Genomic DNA, 18,994 nt, shown 5'->3' on the forward strand with positions numbered 1-18,994 from the left:
GTCACGGTAAAACCGCAGGCGATTAGGATACACCGCAATCGCCCAGTACAGAGACAACGCGGGCGGTGCAGTTACCCACACCGCCCGCGGCGAAGAAAAAGCAGGTGTAGATCAGTTCTTGGTCTGATCCACCAGCTTGTTCTTCTTGATCCACGGCATCATGTCACGCAGCTGGCCGCCGACCGTCTCGATCTGATGCACGGCGTTCAGGCGACGACGGGCCGTCATCGAAGGATAGTTAGTACGGCCTTCGAGGATGAACATCTTGGCGTACTCGCCGGTCTGGATGCGCTTCAGGGCGTTACGCATGGCTTCGCGCGACTGTTCGTTGATGACTTCGGGGCCGGTCACGTACTCGCCATACTCTGCGTTGTTGGAGATGGAGTAGTTCATGTTGGCGATGCCGCCTTCGTACATCAGGTCGACAATCAGCTTCAGTTCGTGCAGGCACTCGAAGTAGGCCATTTCCGGGGCATAGCCGGCTTCAACCAGAGTTTCGAAACCCATCTTGACCAGTTCGACGGCGCCGCCGCACAGCACGGCCTGTTCACCGAACAGGTCGGTTTCGGTTTCTTCGCGGAAGTTGGTCTCGATCACGCCACCCTTGGTGCCGCCATTGGCAGCCGCGTAAGAGAGGGCAATGTCCTTGGCCTTGCCGGTCTTGTCCTGGTACACGGCGATCAGGGAAGGCACGCCGCCACCCTTCAGGTACTCGGAACGCACGGTGTGGCCGGGGCCCTTGGGGGCAACCATGATGACATCCACGTCTTCACGGGGCACGACCTGGTTGTAGTGCACGTTGAAGCCATGGGCGAAGGCCAGGGCAGCGCCCTTCTTCAGGTTGGGGGCCACTTCCTCGTTGTACACCTGGGGAATGTTCTCGTCCGGCAGAAGGATCATGACCACGTCGGCGTCTTCCACCGCCTTGGCAATTTCCTTAACCTTGAGGCCGGCTGCTTCAGCCTTCTTCCAGGACGCGCCACCCTTGCGCAGCCCCACCGTAACCTTGACGCCAGAGTCATTCAAATTCTGGGCATGAGCATGGCCTTGCGAACCGTAGCCAACGATGGTGACCTTCTTGCCCTTGATCAGGGAGAGGTCGGCGTCCTTGTCGTAATAAACTTTCATGAATTCCTCTTTGTTGACAGGTAGTTAGACTTTGAGAATGCGATCGCCACGGCCGATGCCACAAACACCGGTGCGAACGGTTTCGAGAATCAAGCCGCCATCAAGCGCAGCAATGAAGGCATCGAGCTTGGTGCTGTCGCCAGTGAGCTCAATGACATAGGTCGTTTCGGTCACGTCGATGATACGGCCACGGAAAATGTCGGTCATGCGCTTCATCTCTTCACGGTCCTTGCCGGTGGCACGCACCTTGATCATCATCAGCTCACGCTCGACGTGTGCAGCTTCCGACAGATCGACGACCTTGACCACATCAACCAGCTTGTTCAGCTGCTTGGTGATCTGCTCGACGACATCGTCCGAGCCAACTGTCAGGATGGTCATGCGCGAGAGCGATTCGTCCTCGGTCGGCGCCACGGTAAGTGACTCGATGTTGTAGCCACGCGCCGAAAACAGGCCGGAAACACGGGACAGTGCACCGGCTTCGTTTTCGATCAGGATGGAAATAATGTGTCGCATAGTATTTTCTTTCCCCACTTACAGTTCTTCGGCCAGGATCATTTCGGTCAGACCCTTGCCGGCCGCCACCATGGGGAAGACGTTGGCGCCCGGATCAATGATGAAGTCCATGAACACGAGATCGTTCTTGTGTTCGGTGAAGGCCTTCTGCAGCGCCGGCACCACGTCTTCGGGCTTCTCGATGCGCATGCCGACGTGCCCGTAGGCTTCTGCCAGCTTGACGAAATCCGGCAGTGAAGACACATAGGACTGCGAATAGCGCTTCGAATAGAACATTTCCTGCCACTGGCGCACCATGCCCAGCATGCCGTTGTTCAGGTTGATGATTTTCACCGGCAGTTCGTATTGTTTGCAGGTGGACATTTCCTGAATGCACATCTGAATCGAGCCCTCGCCGGTAATGCAAGCGACCGGCGCCCCCGGATTGGCCATCAGCACGCCCATGCCGTACGGCAGGCCGACACCCATGGTGCCCAGACCGCCTGAATTGATCCAGCGGCGCGGCTTGTCAAACTTGTAGTACTGCGCCGCGAACATCTGGTGCTGCCCCACATCGGAAGTGATGAAGGCTTCGCCGGCGGTCACTTCGTACAGTTTTTCCACCACGTACTGCGGCATGATGTGATTGCTCTGACGATAAGCCAGCGAATTGCGGCCACGCCAGGTATCGATCTGTTTCCACCAGTCCGCAACTTCCGGATCGGTCTTGCAGCCGGTATCAAGCAGCTTGAGCATTTCGTCGAGCACGTCGGCAACATTGCCGACGATGGGCACATCCACCTTGACCCGTTTGGAAATGGACGACGGATCGACGTCGATATGAATGATGCGCCGCTGTTCGCTGCCAAAATGCTCCGGGTTACCGATCACGCGGTCATCGAAGCGAGCGCCCACTGCCAGGATCACGTCGGCGTAGTGCATGGCGTTATTGGCTTCGAACGTGCCATGCATACCCAGCATGCCGACGAACTGGCGATCAGTGGCCGGATAGGCACCAAGCCCCATCAGCGTGTTGGTCACCGGGAAGTCGAGCTTTTTTGCCAGCCGCGTCAACTGCTCGGCCGCATCGGACAGGATCACCCCACCGCCAGCATAAATGATCGGCCGCTTGGCTTCCTGCAGAACCTGGACGGCTTTCTTGATCTGCCCCAGATGGCCTTTGACCACCGGATTGTAGGAGCGCATCTGGATCGTCTTCGGGTACTCGAACTCGCACATCTGGGCGGTGACATCCTTCGGAATATCCACCACCACCGGCCCCGGGCGGCCGGTCGCCGCAATGTGGAAGGCCTTCTTGATGGTCAGCGCCAGATCCTTGACATCCTTGACCAGGAAATTGTGCTTGACGCACGGGCGGGTGATGCCCACCGTGTCACATTCCTGGAAAGCATCCTGGCCGATGTAGCTGGTCGGCACCTGGCCGCACAGCACGACCATCGGAATCGAGTCCATGTAGGCGGTGGCGATACCGGTCACCGTGTTGGTCACCCCCGGGCCGGACGTCACCAGCGCGACGCCAACGCGCTGCGAGGAACGCGAGTACGCATCCGCCGCATGGACTGCCGCCTGTTCATGGCGCACCAGAACGTGTTTGATGAGATCCTGCTTGAAGAGTGCGTCGTAGATATGCAGCACGGACCCGCCCGGGTAGCCGAACACGCAGTCCACCTTCTCTTCCTGCAAGCACTTGATTACAATTTCCGCACCGCTGATCATCATGCTCGAGCCCAAAAGCTGTTAGCCTAAAAGGGTGTAACCTTAATCGACACCCCCGAAGCGGTCAAGATTCTCCCGGATAAAAGTCCGCTTTTTCCCGCACCGCAACATTTTTCCCACACCATGATCCAAGACCCTTCCAGCATCGGCCGCCGGCTGGGTGCCATGCTCTATGAAAGCCTGGTCATCTTCGCCCTTTTGATCGCCTTTTTCCTGTTTCCGCAGATCATTTTTCAGGCCTTTGGCTGGCAACCCAGCGGCCGCCTGCAGTGGCTGCACGTTTTCCTTGTGCTCATGGTCTATTTCGTCTGGTGCTGGCTGCACGGTGGCCAGACCTTACCGATGAAAACATGGAAACTACGCATTGAAAGTGCCGATGGAACATCGCTGCGCCCGCTCCAGGCCATGCTGCGCTACATGGCCTGCTGGCCCAGCATCGTGCTGGGCGGCATCGGCATCATCTGGGCACTGTTTGACCGCGAAGGCCAGTTTCTGCACGACCGTATCGCGGGCACCCGTATTGCCAGGCCACCCGACTCAGCGCCGCTCAACCCACCAGATGAGCGTCCCCGCCGCCAGAAGAAATAGCGCCGAAGGCGCCAGCGCGCTGGCAAAGGGCGGCCAGGAGTTGATGATGCCAAGATTGGAGAAGAGCCCATTCAAGGCATAGAAAGCAATACCGAGCATGACACCACCAAAGATCTTCAGGCTGACCCCCCCCACGCGATCATGCGTATAGCCGAACGGCAGCGCCAGCGTCACCATCACCAGCGCAGCCAGCGGGTAAAAGAGCTTCTTCCAGATGGCAATTTCGTAGCGCCCGGTGTTTTGTTTGTTGTTCGACAGATGCCGGGTATAGCCGAACAGGTCGTACAAGGACATGCGCTCCGGCGCCACCATCAGCACGGAGAGCAGGTCAGGCGTGATCGACGACGGCCAGAGCTCCTCTTCCTGACGCTCCACCCGTGCCGATTCGCCCTCCAGCACGGTCCTCACCACCTGCTGCATCCGCCAGCCGGAAGCTGCCTCACTGTAGCTGGCGGCTTTGGCCTCGAGCACGCTCTGCAAGGCTTTGTCTTCAGCAAAACGGTAGATGCGAATATCTTCCAGATAGGCAGGATCGAGCGGATTACGCACATTGATGAACTGATTGCCATCCTTGATCCAGATCCCGCTCATGAAACCCTGCTGCGCGAACGGCTTGTCCAGCGCCCCGGATTTGAGCCGCTGTTCCAGGCGATCGGTCCACGGCACAACCACTTCACCGAGCAGGAAAGTTGCGAGGGCCAGCAGTCCCGCCACGCGGTAAAGCGTCAACAGGAGACTGCGCGTAGACAACCCGGAGGCGCGCAGCACCGTTATTTCCGAGTGGCGCGCCAGGGTCGCCAGAGCGTACAGGGTACCGATCAGGCAGGCCACCGGCAGCAATTCATAGATCAGCCCGGGCATCGACAGTAACACGGCCAGCACGGCCACACCGGCACCGTAGCGATCACGCCCGACCCCCCGCAGCTCCTCGATGAAATCAAAGAAGGCAAACAAGGCGATGAAGGCCAGCAACACCAACCCCACCGCAGCGAGGGTTTCGCGCACCAGATAGCGCTGGTAAATCTTCCGGGCCAGCCTCATGACACCTTCCTCCGCCAGCGCAACCCACCCGCCTGGCGCGCATAGAACAGAAGAAGCAGTGGCAGCAGCATCAGGACGTGCGGCAGGAACATGCCTACGGCAAACGGCAATTTGCCTTTCATGACCCAGGTCTGCGCAATCGACATCACGTTGCTGTAAATGGCGTAAATGATGATTGCAATCAACAAATTGGCCGACCTTCCGGCGCGTGGATTGACATACGCGAGCGGTATCGCCATCAATACCAATATCAAGGCTGAAACCGGTACGGCAATACGATAGACCACTTCGCTGCGCATGATCGGATCATCCATCTGGATCAACTCGAGGAAGGGAATCCGACCCGGGGCACGGCGTGTCTGCGGGGTGTCACCATCTTCGGTGCGCACGGCATAACGCTCGAAATCCATCACCCGGAAGGCCGGCGTCCCCGGCTCGACTTCATAGCGACGCCCCTGCTCCAGCACCAGAAAACGTTCGCCGCCAGCCAGGGTTTCCTGATGACCGCGCTCCGACATCACCACCCCCAGCTTGCCTTCCAGCATCGAGGCGACAAACACGGTACCTATCCTGCCACTCTGATCATCGAGATTTTCGATGAAATAGACCTGCTGTCCGTCACGGATTTCACGAAACGCTCCCGGCGTCACCATCGACAACTCGGAACGCACGGACATGGTCGCCTGGTATGTCGCCTGCGCCTGCGTCGCCCAGGGCGACAGCACCATGGAAAGGGCAGCAATGACCAGGAGAATCGGCAGCGAAAAGCGGATCACCGGACCAATCCAGCGCTGCAAGGGCATGCCGCTGGCGAACCAGACCACCATTTCCGAATCGCGGTACATCCGCGACAAGGACAGCAATACTGCAATGAACAGCGTGAGCGTCAGCAGCATCGGCATATAGCGGGTCGCGGCGAAGGTCAACATCGCCAGCACGCCCTCCGGGGCGAGCTTGCCCAACGCCGCATCCTTCAATAAGCGGATGAGCTGGACAGAAAGAACGACCGCCAGCAATACCACGATGGTAGCGGCCGCCGCCTGGGCAAATTCACGCCGCGCGGCGCGCTCGTAGATCATGCTTTGACGAAACTTTAAGAATGCGTGGATAATCGGCCGCTTGTCCGCCGATAGAACGGTCGGCCCTTGCACACAGGAGCAGCGCGTGGAATTTAGCATAAAAAGCGGAAGCCCGGAAAAGCAGCGGTGTGGCTGCGTGGTCGTGGGCGTTTTTGAACAGAGGCAACTCTCCCTGGCTGCCGAATTGCTCGACAACGCTGCCGCGGGCGCGCTCAGCGACATCCTGCGACGTGGCGACATGGACGGCAAAGCAGGTACGACACTGCTCGTGCACAATCTGCCCGGCAGCCTGTGCGAACGCGTGTTGCTGGTCGGCCTGGGCAAGGCCAAGGCTTTCCACGCCAAGGCTTACGTCGCCGCCATCCGTCTGGCGGTGAAAACCCTCACTGACACCGGCTGCAGTGACGCCGCCCTGTTTCTCACCGAAATCCCGGTTGCCCCCCATGACACCACCTGGCGCATCCGCCAGGCGGCCAGCAACGCCTTGCAGGCCAGTTACCGCTTTGATCGTTTCAAATCAAACAAGAAACCTGTCGCCCTGCGCAAACTCACCTTGATCGTCTCCCGCCGGGGCGAACTGGCGGCGGCGGAAAAGGGCCTGCACGAAGGGATTGCCATTGGCGAGGGCTGTTCATTCACCCGCGATCTCGCCAACCTGCCGGGCAACATCTGCCATCCAGGCTATCTGGCGGAAACGGCACGCGCCCTGGCAGAGGAATACCAGCTCGAATGTAACATTCTCGAACAGGACGCCATGGCTGAACTCGGCATGCACGCGCTGCTTGCCGTCGCCCGCGGTTCGGCCCAAGCCCCGCGCCTGATCGTCCTGCACTATCGCGGCGGCAAGAAAAATGCCCCCCCCGTCGTACTGGTCGGCAAAGGCATCACTTTCGATTCGGGAGGCATTTCGCTCAAACCGGGCGCCGACATGGACGAGATGAAATATGACATGAGCGGCGCCGCCAGCGTCCTCGGTGCGCTCAAGGCCGCGGCAAAAATGGCGCTGCCAATCAACCTTACCGTCATCATTCCGGCAGCCGAGAACATGCCTGACGGCAACGCCACCCGCCCGGGCGACATCGTCACCTCGCTGTCCGGGCAAACCATCGAAATTCTCAACACCGACGCTGAAGGCCGCCTCATTCTTTGCGACGCCCTCACCTATGCCGAACGTTTCAAGCCGGCGGCGGTGATCGATGTCGCCACCCTCACCGGTGCCTGCGTCGTCGCGCTGGGGCACTTTGCCACCGGCCTGTTCTCCAGCAAACCGGCTCTCGCCCGTGCCCTGCTGCGTGCGGGCGAAGAGTGTGATGACCGCGCCTGGCAACTGCCGCTGTGGGACGACTATCAGGACTTGCTGAAGAGCCCGTTCGCCGACCTTGCCAACATCGGCGGCCGCTGGGGTGGCGCCATCACCGCTGCCTGCTTCCTCGCCCGCTTCACCGAAAAATACGCCTGGGCGCACCTCGATATTGCCGGCACTGCGTGGAACTCCGGCAAGGACAAAGGCGCCACTGGCCGGCCGGTGCCGCTGCTCACCCACTACCTCATGCACTACAGCGAGAGCGAGGCGTGACCCAGGTTTTTTTCTACCATGACGCCAGCGACAATCTCGCGGCGGCCTGCGCCTTGATCAAGGGGGTCTGGAAAAAGCGTAACCCGTTGCTGATCTATGCCCCCGACCCGCAACTGGCTGACACCGTAGACCGCGCGCTGTGGGCCAGCGAAGCGGGCAGTTTCATTCCCCACTGCCGGGCCGATTCACCGCTGGCAGCGGAAACCCCCATCCTCATCGCCGCCCGGCTCGAGCAGGTGGCTCAGACAGAACGCCTGATGAACCTCTCCCGCGAACTCCCTCCCGCCTACCAGCGCTTCACCACCCTGGTGGAAGTGGTCAGCCGCGATGAACAAGACCGCCTGGCCGCCCGCGAGCGCGTCCACCAGTACCGGGCGGATGGCTGTACCGTTCAGTTTTTCGATCTCAGCCAACGCTGACACCTGCTCATCATGCCCAGCCCCATCCTTGCCCGCGCCGATGCATTGATGCACCGCCGCCCGCACAGCACCGATTCCGCAGAAGATTTCCCCATTCTCACCGACGCCCTGGATGAAGAAGAAAACATTCCCATCCTGCTGCAAGTCGAAGCCACGCCCGAAGAACCCAGCCCGGGACCGCTTGCGGAACACGCTCCTCCCTCTGCCGCACCGACGGTAATCGCTGCCGAGAGCAGTCCCTCCAGCCTTGCTGCCGACCTGGCACATGCCCTGCATGTGCACCTGCAAGCTGCCCTGCCGGGCCTGATCGAACGTGCCGTAACCGACGTCATGGCGCACCGCCTGCCCTCTCCTGCCGCAACCGCAGCTGCGGCAAGACCAGAAACAGAGCAGGCAAGCTGAGCTGACCATCCAGCGCAATTCACCACATCCGCCCCTCACCGCTCGTGCTATATTGCGCGCCCGGATTTCCTCCCGAGAACCATCGTGCTCAACTTTGATGTACTCATCATCGGCAGTGGCCTCGCTGGCCAGGCCGCTGCACTACGTCTGGCCGATCAGCGCCGGGTCGCCCTGATCAGCAAACGCAAGCTGGAAGATTCGGCTTCCGGTTGGGCCCAAGGCGGTATCGCCGCAGTACTCGACACGCAGGATTCCATTGACGCCCACATTCACGACACGTTTATCGCCGGCGCCTGGTTGAACGATGAAAAGGCGACCCGCTTCGTGGTCGAGAACGGGCGTCGTGCCATCAACTGGCTGATCGAGCAGGGGGTGCCTTTTACCAAGGACGAGACCGGCTACCACCTGACCCGCGAAGGAGGCCACAGTGCCCGCCGTGTCATCCACGTCGCCGATGCCACCGGCGCCGCCGTGCAGAAAACACTGACGGCAAAAGTACGCAGCCATCCCAACATCCGGATTTTCGAAGATCACATCGCGGTCGACCTGATCACCGGCAAACACCTCGGCCGCAGCGATGACAACCGCTGTTACGGTGCCTATGTGCTGGATGACAACAGCGGCGAGGTGCATACCTTTGCCGCCAGCAACACCCTGCTGGGCACCGGGGGTGCAGGCAAGGTATACCTGTTCACCACCAATCCGGACACCTCCACGGGTGACGGCATCGCCATGGCCTGGCGTGCCGGCTGCCGCGTGTCGAACATGGAGTTCATCCAGTTCCACCCCACCTGCCTGTATCACCCCAACGCCAAATCCTTCCTCATTTCGGAGGCCGTCCGCGGCGAAGGCGGATTGCTGAAGCTACCCGATGGCAGCCGCTTCATGCCAGAGCACGACGAGCGCGCCGAACTCGCCCCGCGTGACATCGTAGCCCGCGCCATCGACTTCGAAATCAAGAAACACGGTCTGGACTGTGTTTACCTCGATATCTCGCACAAGGGTGAAGCCTTCATCCGCGAGCATTTCCCGAATATTCACGCGCGCTGCCTCGAACTGGGCATCGACATCACCCGTGATCCGATCCCGGTCGTACCTGCCGCCCACTACACCTGCGGCGGCGTCGTTTGCGACCTCACCGGCCGCACGGATGTCGCCGGTCTGTACGTTGCGGGAGAAACTTCCTGCACAGGCCTGCACGGCGCCAACCGCCTGGCTTCGAATTCACTGCTCGAATGCCTGGTTTTTGCCGAGGCAGCCGTCAATGACATCCTGGCACAGACCCCGGCCGTACTCCCACAGTTGCCTGAATGGGACGCCAGCCGCGTCACCGACGCCGATGAGGAAGTCGTGATCTCCCACAACTGGGACGAATTGCGCCGTTCCATGTGGAATTACGTCGGCATCGTGCGCACGACCAAGCGCCTGCAGCGCGCGCTGCACCGCGTCCATCTGCTGCACAGTGAAATCAACGAGTTCTACTCGCATTTCCGCGTTACCCACGACCTGATTGAACTGCGTAACCTGGTACTCACCGCCGAGCTCATCATCCGCTGCGCCTTGCTGCGTAAGGAAAGCCGCGGCCTGCACTACTCCCGGGACTATCCGGACGTACTGAAAAAGGCGCGCAGCACGGTACTCAAACCGGCGCGTCAGAAGCGCTGACCGTACTACGCCAACGCAGGAACACGCGCAGGCGACGAAAATCTTCGGGTAACAGACAGTCCGGCGTCAGCAGCAAACGATACGGCAGACCTTCCTGTGCCTCCAGGCGCAGCACAGTTAACCACGGATGCACGGTGGCACCCTGCAGCATGCGCGCAGGAACGAATTCCGGATGATTCCAGCCCGTACCTCTGATGCCCAGACTGCCATCCGCCAGCAACTGCAGGGCCGCGACCTGTGGTCGCAGCTGCCGCACCATCCAGCCGCCCCCGAGCGCCAGCAATGTCACTCCAATCAATCGTAGCGGCACAGGAAGGGGATAAATGAGCACGACGATCAGTGCCGCACTCAGGAGTAAGGCAAGAATCCGGGGTTGTAAACGCGAACGGTGCAGCTCGATCGTGATCGGAAGCTGCACCGTCCGTACTCCGGAACGAAATCCGGGGCCCTAGACCCGCTTGAACACCAGCGAGCCGTTGGTACCACCAAAACCGAAGTTGTTCTTCAGCGCCACGTCGATCTGCATCGGCCGCGCCTGGTTGGCGCAGTAATCCAGATCGCACTCGGGATCCTGGTTGAAAATATTGATCGTCGGCGGCGAAATCTGGTGATGGATGGCCAGCACCGTGAAAAGCGACTCGACGCCGCCAGCGCCGCCGAGCAAATGACCGGTCATCGACTTGGTCGAATTGACGACGATTTTGTAGGCCGCATCGCCAAAAGCTGCCTTGATCGCGTCCGATTCGTTCTTGTCACCGAGCGGCGTCGAAGTGCCGTGGGCATTGACGTACTGAACGTCGGCTGGCGTCACACCGGCATTCTTCAGCGCATTGACCATCGAGCGGCGCGGACCGTCCATATTCGGGGCGGTGATGTGATACGCGTCGGCACTCATGCCGTAGCCGGCCACTTCGGCGTAGATCTTGGCGCCACGAGCCTTGGCGTGTTCGTATTCTTCGAGCACCAGGACACCAGCCCCCTCGCCCAGCACGAAGCCGTCGCGATCCTTGTCCCAGGGACGGCTGGCCGTAGCCGGGTCGTCGTTGCGGGTGGACAGCGCACGGGCCGCGCAGAAGCCGCCCAGACCAAGCGGCGAAACCGTCGATTCGGCACCACCGGCGACCATTACGTCGGCATCGCCGTATTCGATGATGCGCGCGGCTTCACCGATCGAGTGCGTACCGGTCGTGCAGGCAGTGACGATCGACAGGTTCGGCCCCTTGAAGCCGAATTCGATCGACAGGTTGCCGGAAATCATGTTGATGATCGAACCAGGCACGAAGAAGGGCGAGACCTTGCGCACGCCGGCAGCGTTGTACTCATCCTTGGTCGCCTCGATCAGCGGCAGGCCACCAATGCCGGAACCAATGGCAACCCCGACCCGCTCGGGATCAGCGGCGCCTTCCTGATCAAGACCGGCATCGCGCACGGCCTGCATGCCTGCCGCCAGGCCGTAATGGATGAAAGTATCCATGCGCCGGGCATCCTTGGCAGAAATGTACTGGGTGATGTCGAAGCCCTTGACTTCCCCGGCGAACTGCACGGGAAAGCTGCTGGTATCGAAACGAGTAATCGGGGCAATGCCGGAAACACCTGCAATGATGTTCTTCCAGCCTTCTTCGACCGTATTGCCGACTGGGGAAATCAGGCCGAGGCCCGTAATAACGACTCTGCGACGTGCCAAGGTGCGCTCCGCGTGAAAATGGCAAGGCCGGCCTTCGGGGCCGGCCTTGTTAGGTTGAACCTGACAGAAACAGCTCATCACCGGCACAGGGCCGGCAATGAATCACTTCTTGTTGGCGAGGATGTAATCGACAGCCTGCTGAACGGTCGTGATCTTCTCGGCCTGATCGTCCGGAATTTCGCACTCGAATTCCTCTTCCAGGGCCATGACCAGCTCCACGGTGTCCAGCGAATCCGCGCCCAGATCGTCCACGAAGGAGGACTCATTCTTGATGTCCGCTTCGTTCACGCCCAGTTGTTCGGCGACGATCTTCTTGACGCGCTCTACGATGTTATCCATTCAAAAAACTCCTTCCCCTAGGGGGTACGAAAAAAAACGTGCTGATTCTACCAAAAGCCGCAGCTTGGTGAAATCAATCCATGAACATGCCGCCATTCACATGCACGGTGGTACCCGTGACATACGAGGCAGCGGGAGAAACCAGGAAGCCGACCGCACCGGCGACGTCTTCTGGCGTGCCGGCACGCGCCAGCGGAATCGAAGCCAGCATTGCGGCCTTTTGTTCTTCAGTCAGCGCGTGCGTCATGTCGGTAGCGATGAAGCCCGGCGCGACGCAGTTGACCGTGATGTTGCGGCTACCCAGTTCGCGCGCCAGCGAGCGGGAGAGACCAGCGACGCCTGCTTTGGCAGCACAATAATTGGCCTGACCGGCGTTGCCGGAATAGCCGACCACCGACGAAATATTGACGATGCGGCCGAAGCGCGCCTTCATCATGCCGCGCATCACACCGCGCGACAGGCGGAAAACCGCCTTCAGGTTGGTGTCGATGACCGCATCCCACTCGTCGTCGCCCATGCGCATGGTCAGGTTGTCGCGGGTGATGCCGGCGTTATTGACGAGCACGGTGATGGCGCCGAATTCCTTGGCGACATCGGCAAGCACCGCGTCGGTCTGGGTGTTGTCGGTGACGTTGAGGACGACACCGCGGCCCTTGATGCCAGCTTCGGCGAGGTAGGCCGAAATCTGCCCAGCACCGGCTTCGCTGGTCGCCGTACCGATCACGGTGGCGCCCTGACGACCGAGTTCGAGGGCGATGGCACGGCCGATGCCGCGAGTGGCGCCAGTCACCAGCGCAATCTTGTCATTCAGCATGCGATCACTCCAGGCCGAGGTTGGCTTCGATGGCCGCCGCGTCAGCCAGGGCAACCCCGGCGACACCGTCGGCACAACGCTTGGTCAGACCGGCCAGGACCTTGCCCGGGCCGCACTCTGCTACGGTCGACACGCCCATGGCGGCCATTTTCTGGATGGTCTCGACCCAGCGCACCGGGTTGTAGGCCTGGCGCACCAGCGCGTCCTTGATCCGGGCCGGATCGTTCTCGATCTCGACATCGACATTGTTGATCACCGGAATTTTTGGCGCGTTCAGTGTCAGTTCGGCCAATCGTGCCGCCAGCTTGTCGGCCGCCGGGCGAATCAGCGAGGAATGGAACGGGGCCGACACCGGCAGCGCCTTGGCCATCTTGGCGCCGCGCGCCTTGCAGGCGTCCATCGCGCGTTCGACGGCGCCCTTGTGGCCGGCAATCACGGTCTGACCATTGGCGTTGAAATTAACCGGCTCGACGATCTCACCCTGCGCTGCTTCAGCGCAGGCGGCAACGATACCGGCGTTATCGAGGCCGAGCACGGCGGCCATGGCACCGGTGCCGAGCGGCACGGCTTCCTGCATGGCAGCGGCGCGCAGACGGACCAGCGGCACCGCGTCCTTGAATTCGATGACGCCAGCGGCAACCAGCGCCGAATACTCGCCCAGGCTGTGGCCGGCGACGACGGCCGGCATCTTGCCGCCCTTCTCGCACCATAGGCGCCAGGCGGCAATGCCGGCGGTGAGCATGACCGGCTGGGTATTGACGGTCTGGGTCAGTACTTCGGCCGGGCCGTCGGCAACCATCGCCCACAGGTCGTCGCCAAGCGCGGCAGACGCTTCGTCAAAGGTGGCACGAACCACGGCGGCATCGCCGTAAGAGGCCATCATGCCAACGCTCTGCGAGCCCTGGCCGGGAAATACGAAGGCAAAAGACATCGATCAGTCTCCTGTTATCAGAATTCGAGCAGGGCGGCGCCCCAGGCAAAACCGCCGCCGATACCTTCCAGCAACACCTTCTGCCCGCGCTGGATACGCCCGTCGCGCACCGCCTCATCAAGCGCCAGCGGCACTGAGGCAGCAGAGGTATTGCCATGGCGATCGACCGTCACCACAACCTTTTCCGGCGCAATGCCAAGCTTGCGCCCCGTGGCATCGATGATGCGCAGATTGGCCTGATGCGGAATCAGCCAGTCGATGTCCGCGCTGTCCATCTCTGCCGCCGCACACACTTCCTGCGCCACTTCCGCCAGCACGCGCACGGCAAACTTGAACACCGCCTGTCCATCCATGCGCAGGAAAGGATCGCCCGTCACCTGCCCCCGGCTGATCTGCCCTGGCACGTTGAGAATCCCCGCGTAGCTGCCGTCCGCGTGCATCGCCGTGGCCAGGATACCCGGCGTTTCGGCAGCTTCGAGCACCACGGCACCAGCGCCATCGCCGAACAAGACACAGGTCCCACGATCCTGCCAGTCGAGGATGCGTGAAAACACTTCGGCACCGATCACCAGTGCCCTTTTGTGGCTCCCGGAACGGATAAATTTCTCGGCGATACCGAGCGCATAGGCAAAACCGGCACATACCGCCTGCACGTCAAACGCGGTTGCCCCCTTGTTGCCCAACTGGGCCTGAATCAGGCAGGCGGTGCTGGGAAAAATGAAATCCGGCGTCGACGTCGCAACGATGATCAGATCAAGTGCAGTCGCCTCGACACCGGCCATCTCAAGCGCGCGGCGGGCCGCTTCGCAGCCGAGCTGGCTGGCAGTCGTCCCGGCGGGGGCCAGATGGCGACTGCGGATGCCGGTGCGCGTGACAATCCATTCATCCGACGTATCAATACCACGCGCCGCTAGCTCAGTGTTGCTGACGGCATCACCCGGCAGATAACTGCCGGTTCCGGTAATCCGTGCGTACATATCAGGAAACCTCCGCCGCCACATCTGTCGCAGGCAACTGCGCCAACTGCGCGGCAATCCGCTCGACCACCCGGTTTTGCGCCGCATCGCGGGCACGGGCCAGAGCGTGATAAAAGGACAGGGCGTCGGCCGAACCGTGGCTCTTCACGGAAACCCCCTTCAAGCCCAGCAGCACCGCACCGTTGTAGCGACGCGGATCCAGCCGCTGCTTGAAGCGACGGAGCACAGGCAGGGCGACCAAAGCCGCCAGCTTGGTCAGGGGATTACGCGAAAACTCCGTTTTCAGAAGGCTGGCCAGCATCTGTGCCACCCCTTCCGAGGCTTTCAGCGCCACGTTGCCGACGAAACCATCACAGACGATGACATCTGCTTCGTGCCGATAAATACCGTCACCTTCGACATTGCCGACGAAATTCAGCCCGGAAGCCTTGAGCAATCGCCCAGCCTCCTTGACCACTTCGTTACCCTTGATTTCTTCCGAACCGATATTGAGCAATCCGACACGCGGCCGCTCAAGATGATCCACTGCGGCAGCCAGCATCGCCCCCATGACCCCAAACTGCAGGAGATCCTGCGCCGAACAATCGACGTTAGCGCCAAGGTCAAGCATGTGCACGTGCCCGCCATCCGCCGTCGGCAAAATCGGACACAGCGCAGGACGATCAATGCCTGGCAGCATTTTCAGCACAAAGCGTGAAATAGCCATCAGGGCACCGGTATTACCCGCCGAGACGCAGGCATCCGCCTCACCGGCCTTGACCAGATTGAGGGCGACGCGCATCGAGGCATCTTTTTTGCTGCGCAAGGCTTGCGCCGGCGCCTCATCCATGCCGATCACTTCCGAGGCATGCTGCAGACGCAGGCGGGAGTTAGCTTCCTCACCCAGCAACAAAGGACGCAGCAGCGCCTCCTGGCCCACCAGGATCAGCTCAACCGCCGGATCTTCCCTGAGAAAACGGAGCGCCGCCGGCACCGTCACTGACGGACCGTGGTCTCCCCCCATGCAATCAATGGCGATGCGGGTTGTCATGGCAAAAGAAAGGGCAGGCGCTTCGGAAGAAGCCCTGCCCCTACCTCGAATAATTACTCGCCCTTGCCCTTGAGGACTTTCTTGCCACGATAGAAACCGCTCGGCGAGATGTGGTGGCGCAGGTGCGTTTCACCCGTGGTCGGCTCGATGGCGATCGGCGCAGCAGTCAGAAAATCGTGTGCACGATGCATGCCACGCTTGGACGGGGACTTCTTGTTCTGTTGAACGGCCATGATGTGTTACTCCAAAAAAATCAGTTCGGCTTACCCTTGAAGCCCGCCAGGGCAGCAAACGGATTGATCCGCTCACCGGCCACGGCAGCTCCGGGTACAACGCATTGCTCATGACGGGGCGCCACCGGCAGGGAAAGAAGAATTTCATCCTCCACCAGCGCTTCCACGTCCAGTTCTTTTTCCAGCGGGAGAAAATCCCGGCTGTCGTCTTCCAGCTCATCCTGGGACAGATCAGCATCCACCGGCACCAACTCCAGCAAATTATCGACCGCCAGCTGAAAAGGAATGGCACTCAGACAGCGCTGACAGGCCAGAGGAATTACCCCACCCACCGTGAGGTGCAGCAGAAACTCCCCACGCGCACCGCGCATGCCTTCCAGGCGCCAGACCACTTCCCCCGCCACCTCAACCAGCAGGTCATGCAGGCGCTCCATCCCGGAAACCGGCACTGTTCCTTGCAGAACACGCGCTTCGCGGGCGAAGAGAAAGGCGTCGTTGATCCTTTTCAATTTGAATCTGTTGCGACTTAAACGGCGGATGATATTATTTTCGGCTGACCAAGTCAAAGAAAAACCAGAACCACACCATGCACCAGCCCCCCGTCACACTCGTTCTTGCCTCCACCTCGCCCTACCGCCGCGAGCTGCTTTCCCGCCTGGGACTGCCATTTTCCGTTGCCAGCCCGGACACCGATGAAAGCCCGCTCCCTGGCGAAGCAGCGGAAGCCCTTGCCTTGCGCCTGGCCGAAGCCAAAGCCCGCGCCGTCGCGCCCGCGTATCCGCAGGCCCTGATCATCGGCAGCGATCAGGTGGCCATTGCCAACGGCAAAATCTACGGCAAACCGAGCACGCACGAACGTGCCGTGGCGCAACTGCAGGAGCTCTCCGGTCAGAGCGTCAATTTTTACACCGCCCTCTGTCTCTACGACAGCCGGAATGACAGCCGTCAGATCTGCGGCGTTCCCACACAGGTCAAATTCCGCTCGCTCAGCAACAGCGAAATCGAGAACTATCTCGCCCGCGAACCCGCTTACAACTGCGCCGGCTCCGCCAAATCCGAAGGACTCGGCATTGCTCTGCTGGATAGCCTTTCCGGCGACGACCCAAACGCTCTGGTCGGCCTGCCCCTGATCGCCCTGTGCGCCATGCTGCGCCAGGTCGGCATGAATCCGCTGGCATGAGTGGCACCCTTTACCTGATCCCGGTGCCGCTCGGCCCCGGTGCGCCGCAGGATGTGCTACCACCGCACACCCTCTCCACCCTGCAGCCACTGCGGCATTTCGTGGTCGAGAACGCAAAAAGCGCCCGCGCCTTTCTCAAGATCGCCGGCACCACCCTGCCCTTGCAGGAATTGCAGCTGAATGAACTCAACGAACACAGCCGGCCGGCGGATATTGCCCCGCTACTGGCGCCGTTGCTCGCCGGCGAGGATGTGGGCCTGCTCTCCGAGGCCGGCTGCCCGGCCGTAGCTGATCCCGGGGCCGCGCTGGTGGCACTGGCACAGCAGCAGAACATCCGCGTCGTGCCGCTGATCGGCCCCTCATCCCTCCTCCTCGCCCTCATGGGCAGCGGCCTGGATGGCCAGCATTTCGCCTTCCACGGCTACCTGCCAGCCAAGGATGCCGAGCGCAGCAAGGTGTTGCGCGACCTGGAAAAGGAGTCGCGGCAGAAGCGGCAAACCCAGCTCTGCATCGAAACCCCTTACCGCAATGCCGCCCTGTTCGACGCCCTGCTGCGCCATTGCCAGCCCGGCACACGGCTGTGCGTGGCGACTGACCTGAGCCTGCCCAGCGAGCGCATCCGCACGCAGACAATCGCTGCCTGGAAAAAACAAACGCCGCCCGATCTCGAGCGGCGTCCGACGGTTTTCCTGTTTCTGGCCTAGAACACCCCGGGCGTTGTCAGGCGGCTGCTCAGCCCCTGCCACAGGCTATCCATCGCACCAGCACCAAAGCGCTTGGCAAAACGCTCGGCCAGATTTTCCTTGACGGTATAGTCGAGCAATTCCTCGTTCTTGATCACGTCGCGCGCCACGCTATCGACCGAGCCCAGCGCATCAGCCAGCCCCATGGCCACACTTTGCTCGCCGGTCCACATCAAGCCGGAAAAGGTATCCTCACCTTCCTTCAGGCGCTTGCCACGCCCCTCGCGCACCACCTTGATGAATTGTTCGTGGATGCTGGCCAGCATCTGACGCGCATGCACAGTCTGCTCCTCTGACTGCGGCGAGAACGGATCAAGAAACCCCTTGTTCCCTCCTGCCGTAAGCAAACGCCGTTCTACACCCAGCTTTTCCATGGTGCCGGTAAAACCGAACCCATCCATCAGCACCCCGATGGAGCCCACGATACTGGCCTTATCGACATAGATGCTGTCCGCAGCGACCGCAATGTAGTACCCCCCGGATGCGCAGACGTCCTCCACCACCGCATAGAGCGGTTTATCGGGATATTTGGCACGCAGGCGACGAATTTCATCGTTAACCATGCCTGCCTGCACAGGGCTACCCCCAGGGCTATTGATGCGCAAGATCACGGCCTGCGAATTCGGCGCTTCAAACGCGGAATTAAGTGAAGCCACGAGGTTTTCCGCACTCGCCTCAGACTGTGGCGCAATGACGCCACGCAACTGCACCAGCGCGACATGCTTGTCTGCCACTTTGGCCGAATCCCAGTCAACCATGGCAAACAGGATGAAGCTGACGTAAGCAAAACCCAGCAATTTGAAGAAAATTCCCCAGCGACGTTTGGCCCGCTGTTCGCTCAGCGCGGCAAAAGCCAGTTTTTCCAGGGTCTTGCGTTCCCAGGCCGGATCGTTTTCTGGGCGTGAGGTGTTATCCATCAGGTATGTCCTACAT

The 18,994-nt window shown here is 60.8% G+C and carries 22 protein-coding genes; 7 read left to right on the forward strand and 15 right to left on the reverse strand.

Features of this window, described 5'->3' with window-relative positions:
• Positions 1–111: 111 nt before the first annotated feature.
• Genes ilvC through ilvB form a run of 3 tightly spaced genes read right to left on the reverse strand, consistent with a single transcriptional unit; the run spans position 112 to position 3,363 of the window.
• Entirely contained in the window at positions 112–1,128 is a 1,017-nt protein-coding gene (ilvC, locus tag JYJ39_RS09060) for a ketol-acid reductoisomerase (protein ID WP_205203772.1), read from the reverse strand.
• 24 nt (positions 1,129–1,152) lie between these two features.
• Positions 1,153–1,644, reverse strand: coding sequence for an acetolactate synthase small subunit (gene ilvN, locus JYJ39_RS09065; RefSeq protein ID WP_205203774.1), 492 nt, complete (start codon positions 1,642–1,644; stop codon positions 1,153–1,155).
• Positions 1,645–1,662: 18 nt separating this feature from the next.
• Positions 1,663–3,363, reverse strand: a complete 1,701-nt coding sequence (gene ilvB, locus JYJ39_RS09070; protein WP_205203776.1) for a biosynthetic-type acetolactate synthase large subunit — start codon at positions 3,361–3,363, stop codon at positions 1,663–1,665.
• 120 nt (positions 3,364–3,483) lie between these two features.
• Between ilvB and JYJ39_RS09075 the strand changes: the two genes are divergently transcribed.
• Entirely contained in the window at positions 3,484–3,948 is a 465-nt protein-coding gene (locus JYJ39_RS09075) for an RDD family protein (protein ID WP_205203778.1), read from the forward strand.
• On the opposite strand, the gene lptG is transcribed toward JYJ39_RS09075, so the two are convergent.
• Positions 3,898–4,989, reverse strand: coding sequence for an LPS export ABC transporter permease LptG (gene lptG / locus JYJ39_RS09080; RefSeq protein WP_205203780.1), 1,092 nt, complete (start codon positions 4,987–4,989; stop codon positions 3,898–3,900). The genes JYJ39_RS09075 and lptG overlap by 51 nt on opposite strands.
• Positions 4,986–6,068, reverse strand: a complete 1,083-nt coding sequence (gene lptF, locus JYJ39_RS09085) for an LPS export ABC transporter permease LptF (protein WP_205203782.1) — start codon at positions 6,066–6,068, stop codon at positions 4,986–4,988. The genes lptG and lptF overlap by 4 nt, the downstream gene beginning before the upstream one ends.
• 85 nt (positions 6,069–6,153) lie before the next feature.
• Here lptF and JYJ39_RS09090 point away from each other — a divergent pair, with 85 nt between their 5' ends.
• The 4 genes from JYJ39_RS09090 to nadB all read left to right on the forward strand — a co-directional run bounded on the left by JYJ39_RS09090 (position 6,154) and on the right by nadB (position 10,130).
• Positions 6,154–7,644: a leucyl aminopeptidase gene (locus tag JYJ39_RS09090; protein WP_205203784.1), complete on the forward strand. Its 1,491-nt coding sequence runs from the start codon at positions 6,154–6,156 to the stop codon at positions 7,642–7,644.
• Positions 7,641–8,063, forward strand: a complete 423-nt coding sequence (locus JYJ39_RS09095; RefSeq protein WP_205203786.1) for a DNA polymerase III subunit chi — start codon at positions 7,641–7,643, stop codon at positions 8,061–8,063. Before JYJ39_RS09090 ends, JYJ39_RS09095 begins: the two co-directional genes overlap by 4 nt.
• Positions 8,064–8,075: 12 nt before the next feature.
• Positions 8,076–8,465: a hypothetical protein gene (locus tag JYJ39_RS09100; RefSeq protein WP_205203788.1), complete on the forward strand. Its 390-nt coding sequence runs from the start codon at positions 8,076–8,078 to the stop codon at positions 8,463–8,465.
• 81 nt (positions 8,466–8,546) lie between these two features.
• Positions 8,547–10,130, forward strand: a complete 1,584-nt coding sequence (gene nadB / locus JYJ39_RS09105; protein ID WP_205203815.1) for an L-aspartate oxidase — start codon at positions 8,547–8,549, stop codon at positions 10,128–10,130.
• On the opposite strand, the gene JYJ39_RS09110 is transcribed toward nadB, so the two are convergent.
• The 9 genes from JYJ39_RS09110 to JYJ39_RS09150 all read right to left on the reverse strand — a co-directional run bounded on the left by JYJ39_RS09110 (position 10,105) and on the right by JYJ39_RS09150 (position 16,647).
• A complete protein-coding gene (locus tag JYJ39_RS09110; RefSeq protein ID WP_205203790.1) occupies positions 10,105–10,548 on the reverse strand; it encodes a protein YgfX in 444 nt (147 codons plus the stop codon). The two genes, nadB and JYJ39_RS09110, sit on opposite strands and share 26 nt — an antisense overlap.
• A gap of 30 nt (positions 10,549–10,578) precedes the next feature.
• Positions 10,579–11,814, reverse strand: coding sequence for a beta-ketoacyl-ACP synthase II (fabF, locus tag JYJ39_RS09115; RefSeq protein WP_205203791.1), 1,236 nt, complete (start codon positions 11,812–11,814; stop codon positions 10,579–10,581).
• A gap of 102 nt (positions 11,815–11,916) precedes the next feature.
• Entirely contained in the window at positions 11,917–12,153 is a 237-nt protein-coding gene (gene acpP / locus JYJ39_RS09120) for an acyl carrier protein (protein ID WP_027458475.1), read from the reverse strand.
• Between the two features lie 73 nt (positions 12,154–12,226).
• On the reverse strand, positions 12,227–12,967 hold the full coding sequence (gene fabG, locus JYJ39_RS09125; protein ID WP_205203792.1) for a 3-oxoacyl-ACP reductase FabG: 741 nt from the start codon (positions 12,965–12,967) through the stop codon (positions 12,227–12,229).
• A 4-nt stretch (positions 12,968–12,971) separates the two neighbouring features.
• Positions 12,972–13,898 (reverse strand): ACP S-malonyltransferase, encoded by a 927-nt coding sequence (fabD, locus tag JYJ39_RS09130; protein WP_205203793.1) that lies wholly within the window; start codon positions 13,896–13,898, stop codon positions 12,972–12,974.
• Between the two features lie 17 nt (positions 13,899–13,915).
• On the reverse strand, positions 13,916–14,875 hold the full coding sequence (locus tag JYJ39_RS09135) for a beta-ketoacyl-ACP synthase III (RefSeq protein WP_205203794.1): 960 nt from the start codon (positions 14,873–14,875) through the stop codon (positions 13,916–13,918).
• A gap of 1 nt (position 14,876) precedes the next feature.
• Positions 14,877–15,905, reverse strand: a complete 1,029-nt coding sequence (plsX, locus tag JYJ39_RS09140; RefSeq protein WP_205203795.1) for a phosphate acyltransferase PlsX — start codon at positions 15,903–15,905, stop codon at positions 14,877–14,879.
• A 53-nt stretch (positions 15,906–15,958) separates the two neighbouring features.
• The gene (rpmF, locus tag JYJ39_RS09145; protein ID WP_205203796.1) at positions 15,959–16,138 is read right to left on the reverse strand and encodes a 50S ribosomal protein L32; all 180 of its coding nucleotides are present in this window, start codon (positions 16,136–16,138) and stop codon (positions 15,959–15,961) included.
• Positions 16,139–16,158: 20 nt separating this feature from the next.
• On the reverse strand, positions 16,159–16,647 hold the full coding sequence (locus JYJ39_RS09150; protein ID WP_240189605.1) for a YceD family protein: 489 nt from the start codon (positions 16,645–16,647) through the stop codon (positions 16,159–16,161).
• A gap of 77 nt (positions 16,648–16,724) precedes the next feature.
• On the opposite strand from JYJ39_RS09150, the gene JYJ39_RS09155 reads away from it, so the two are divergent.
• A complete protein-coding gene (locus JYJ39_RS09155; protein WP_205203798.1) occupies positions 16,725–17,318 on the forward strand; it encodes a Maf family nucleotide pyrophosphatase in 594 nt (197 codons plus the stop codon).
• Positions 17,315–18,022, forward strand: a complete 708-nt coding sequence (locus JYJ39_RS09160) for an SAM-dependent methyltransferase (protein ID WP_205203800.1) — start codon at positions 17,315–17,317, stop codon at positions 18,020–18,022. Before JYJ39_RS09155 ends, JYJ39_RS09160 begins: the two co-directional genes overlap by 4 nt.
• Here JYJ39_RS09160 and JYJ39_RS09165 read toward each other — a convergent pair.
• Complete coding sequence (locus tag JYJ39_RS09165) at positions 18,019–18,978, reverse strand: S49 family peptidase (protein WP_205203801.1); 960 nt, start codon at positions 18,976–18,978, stop codon at positions 18,019–18,021. The two genes, JYJ39_RS09160 and JYJ39_RS09165, sit on opposite strands and share 4 nt — an antisense overlap.
• Positions 18,979–18,994: the final 16 nt, after the last annotated feature.

Origin of the sequence: Azonexus hydrophilus, assembly GCF_905120355.1 — a bacterium.
Taxonomy (GTDB): domain Bacteria; phylum Pseudomonadota; class Gammaproteobacteria; order Burkholderiales; family Rhodocyclaceae; genus Azonexus.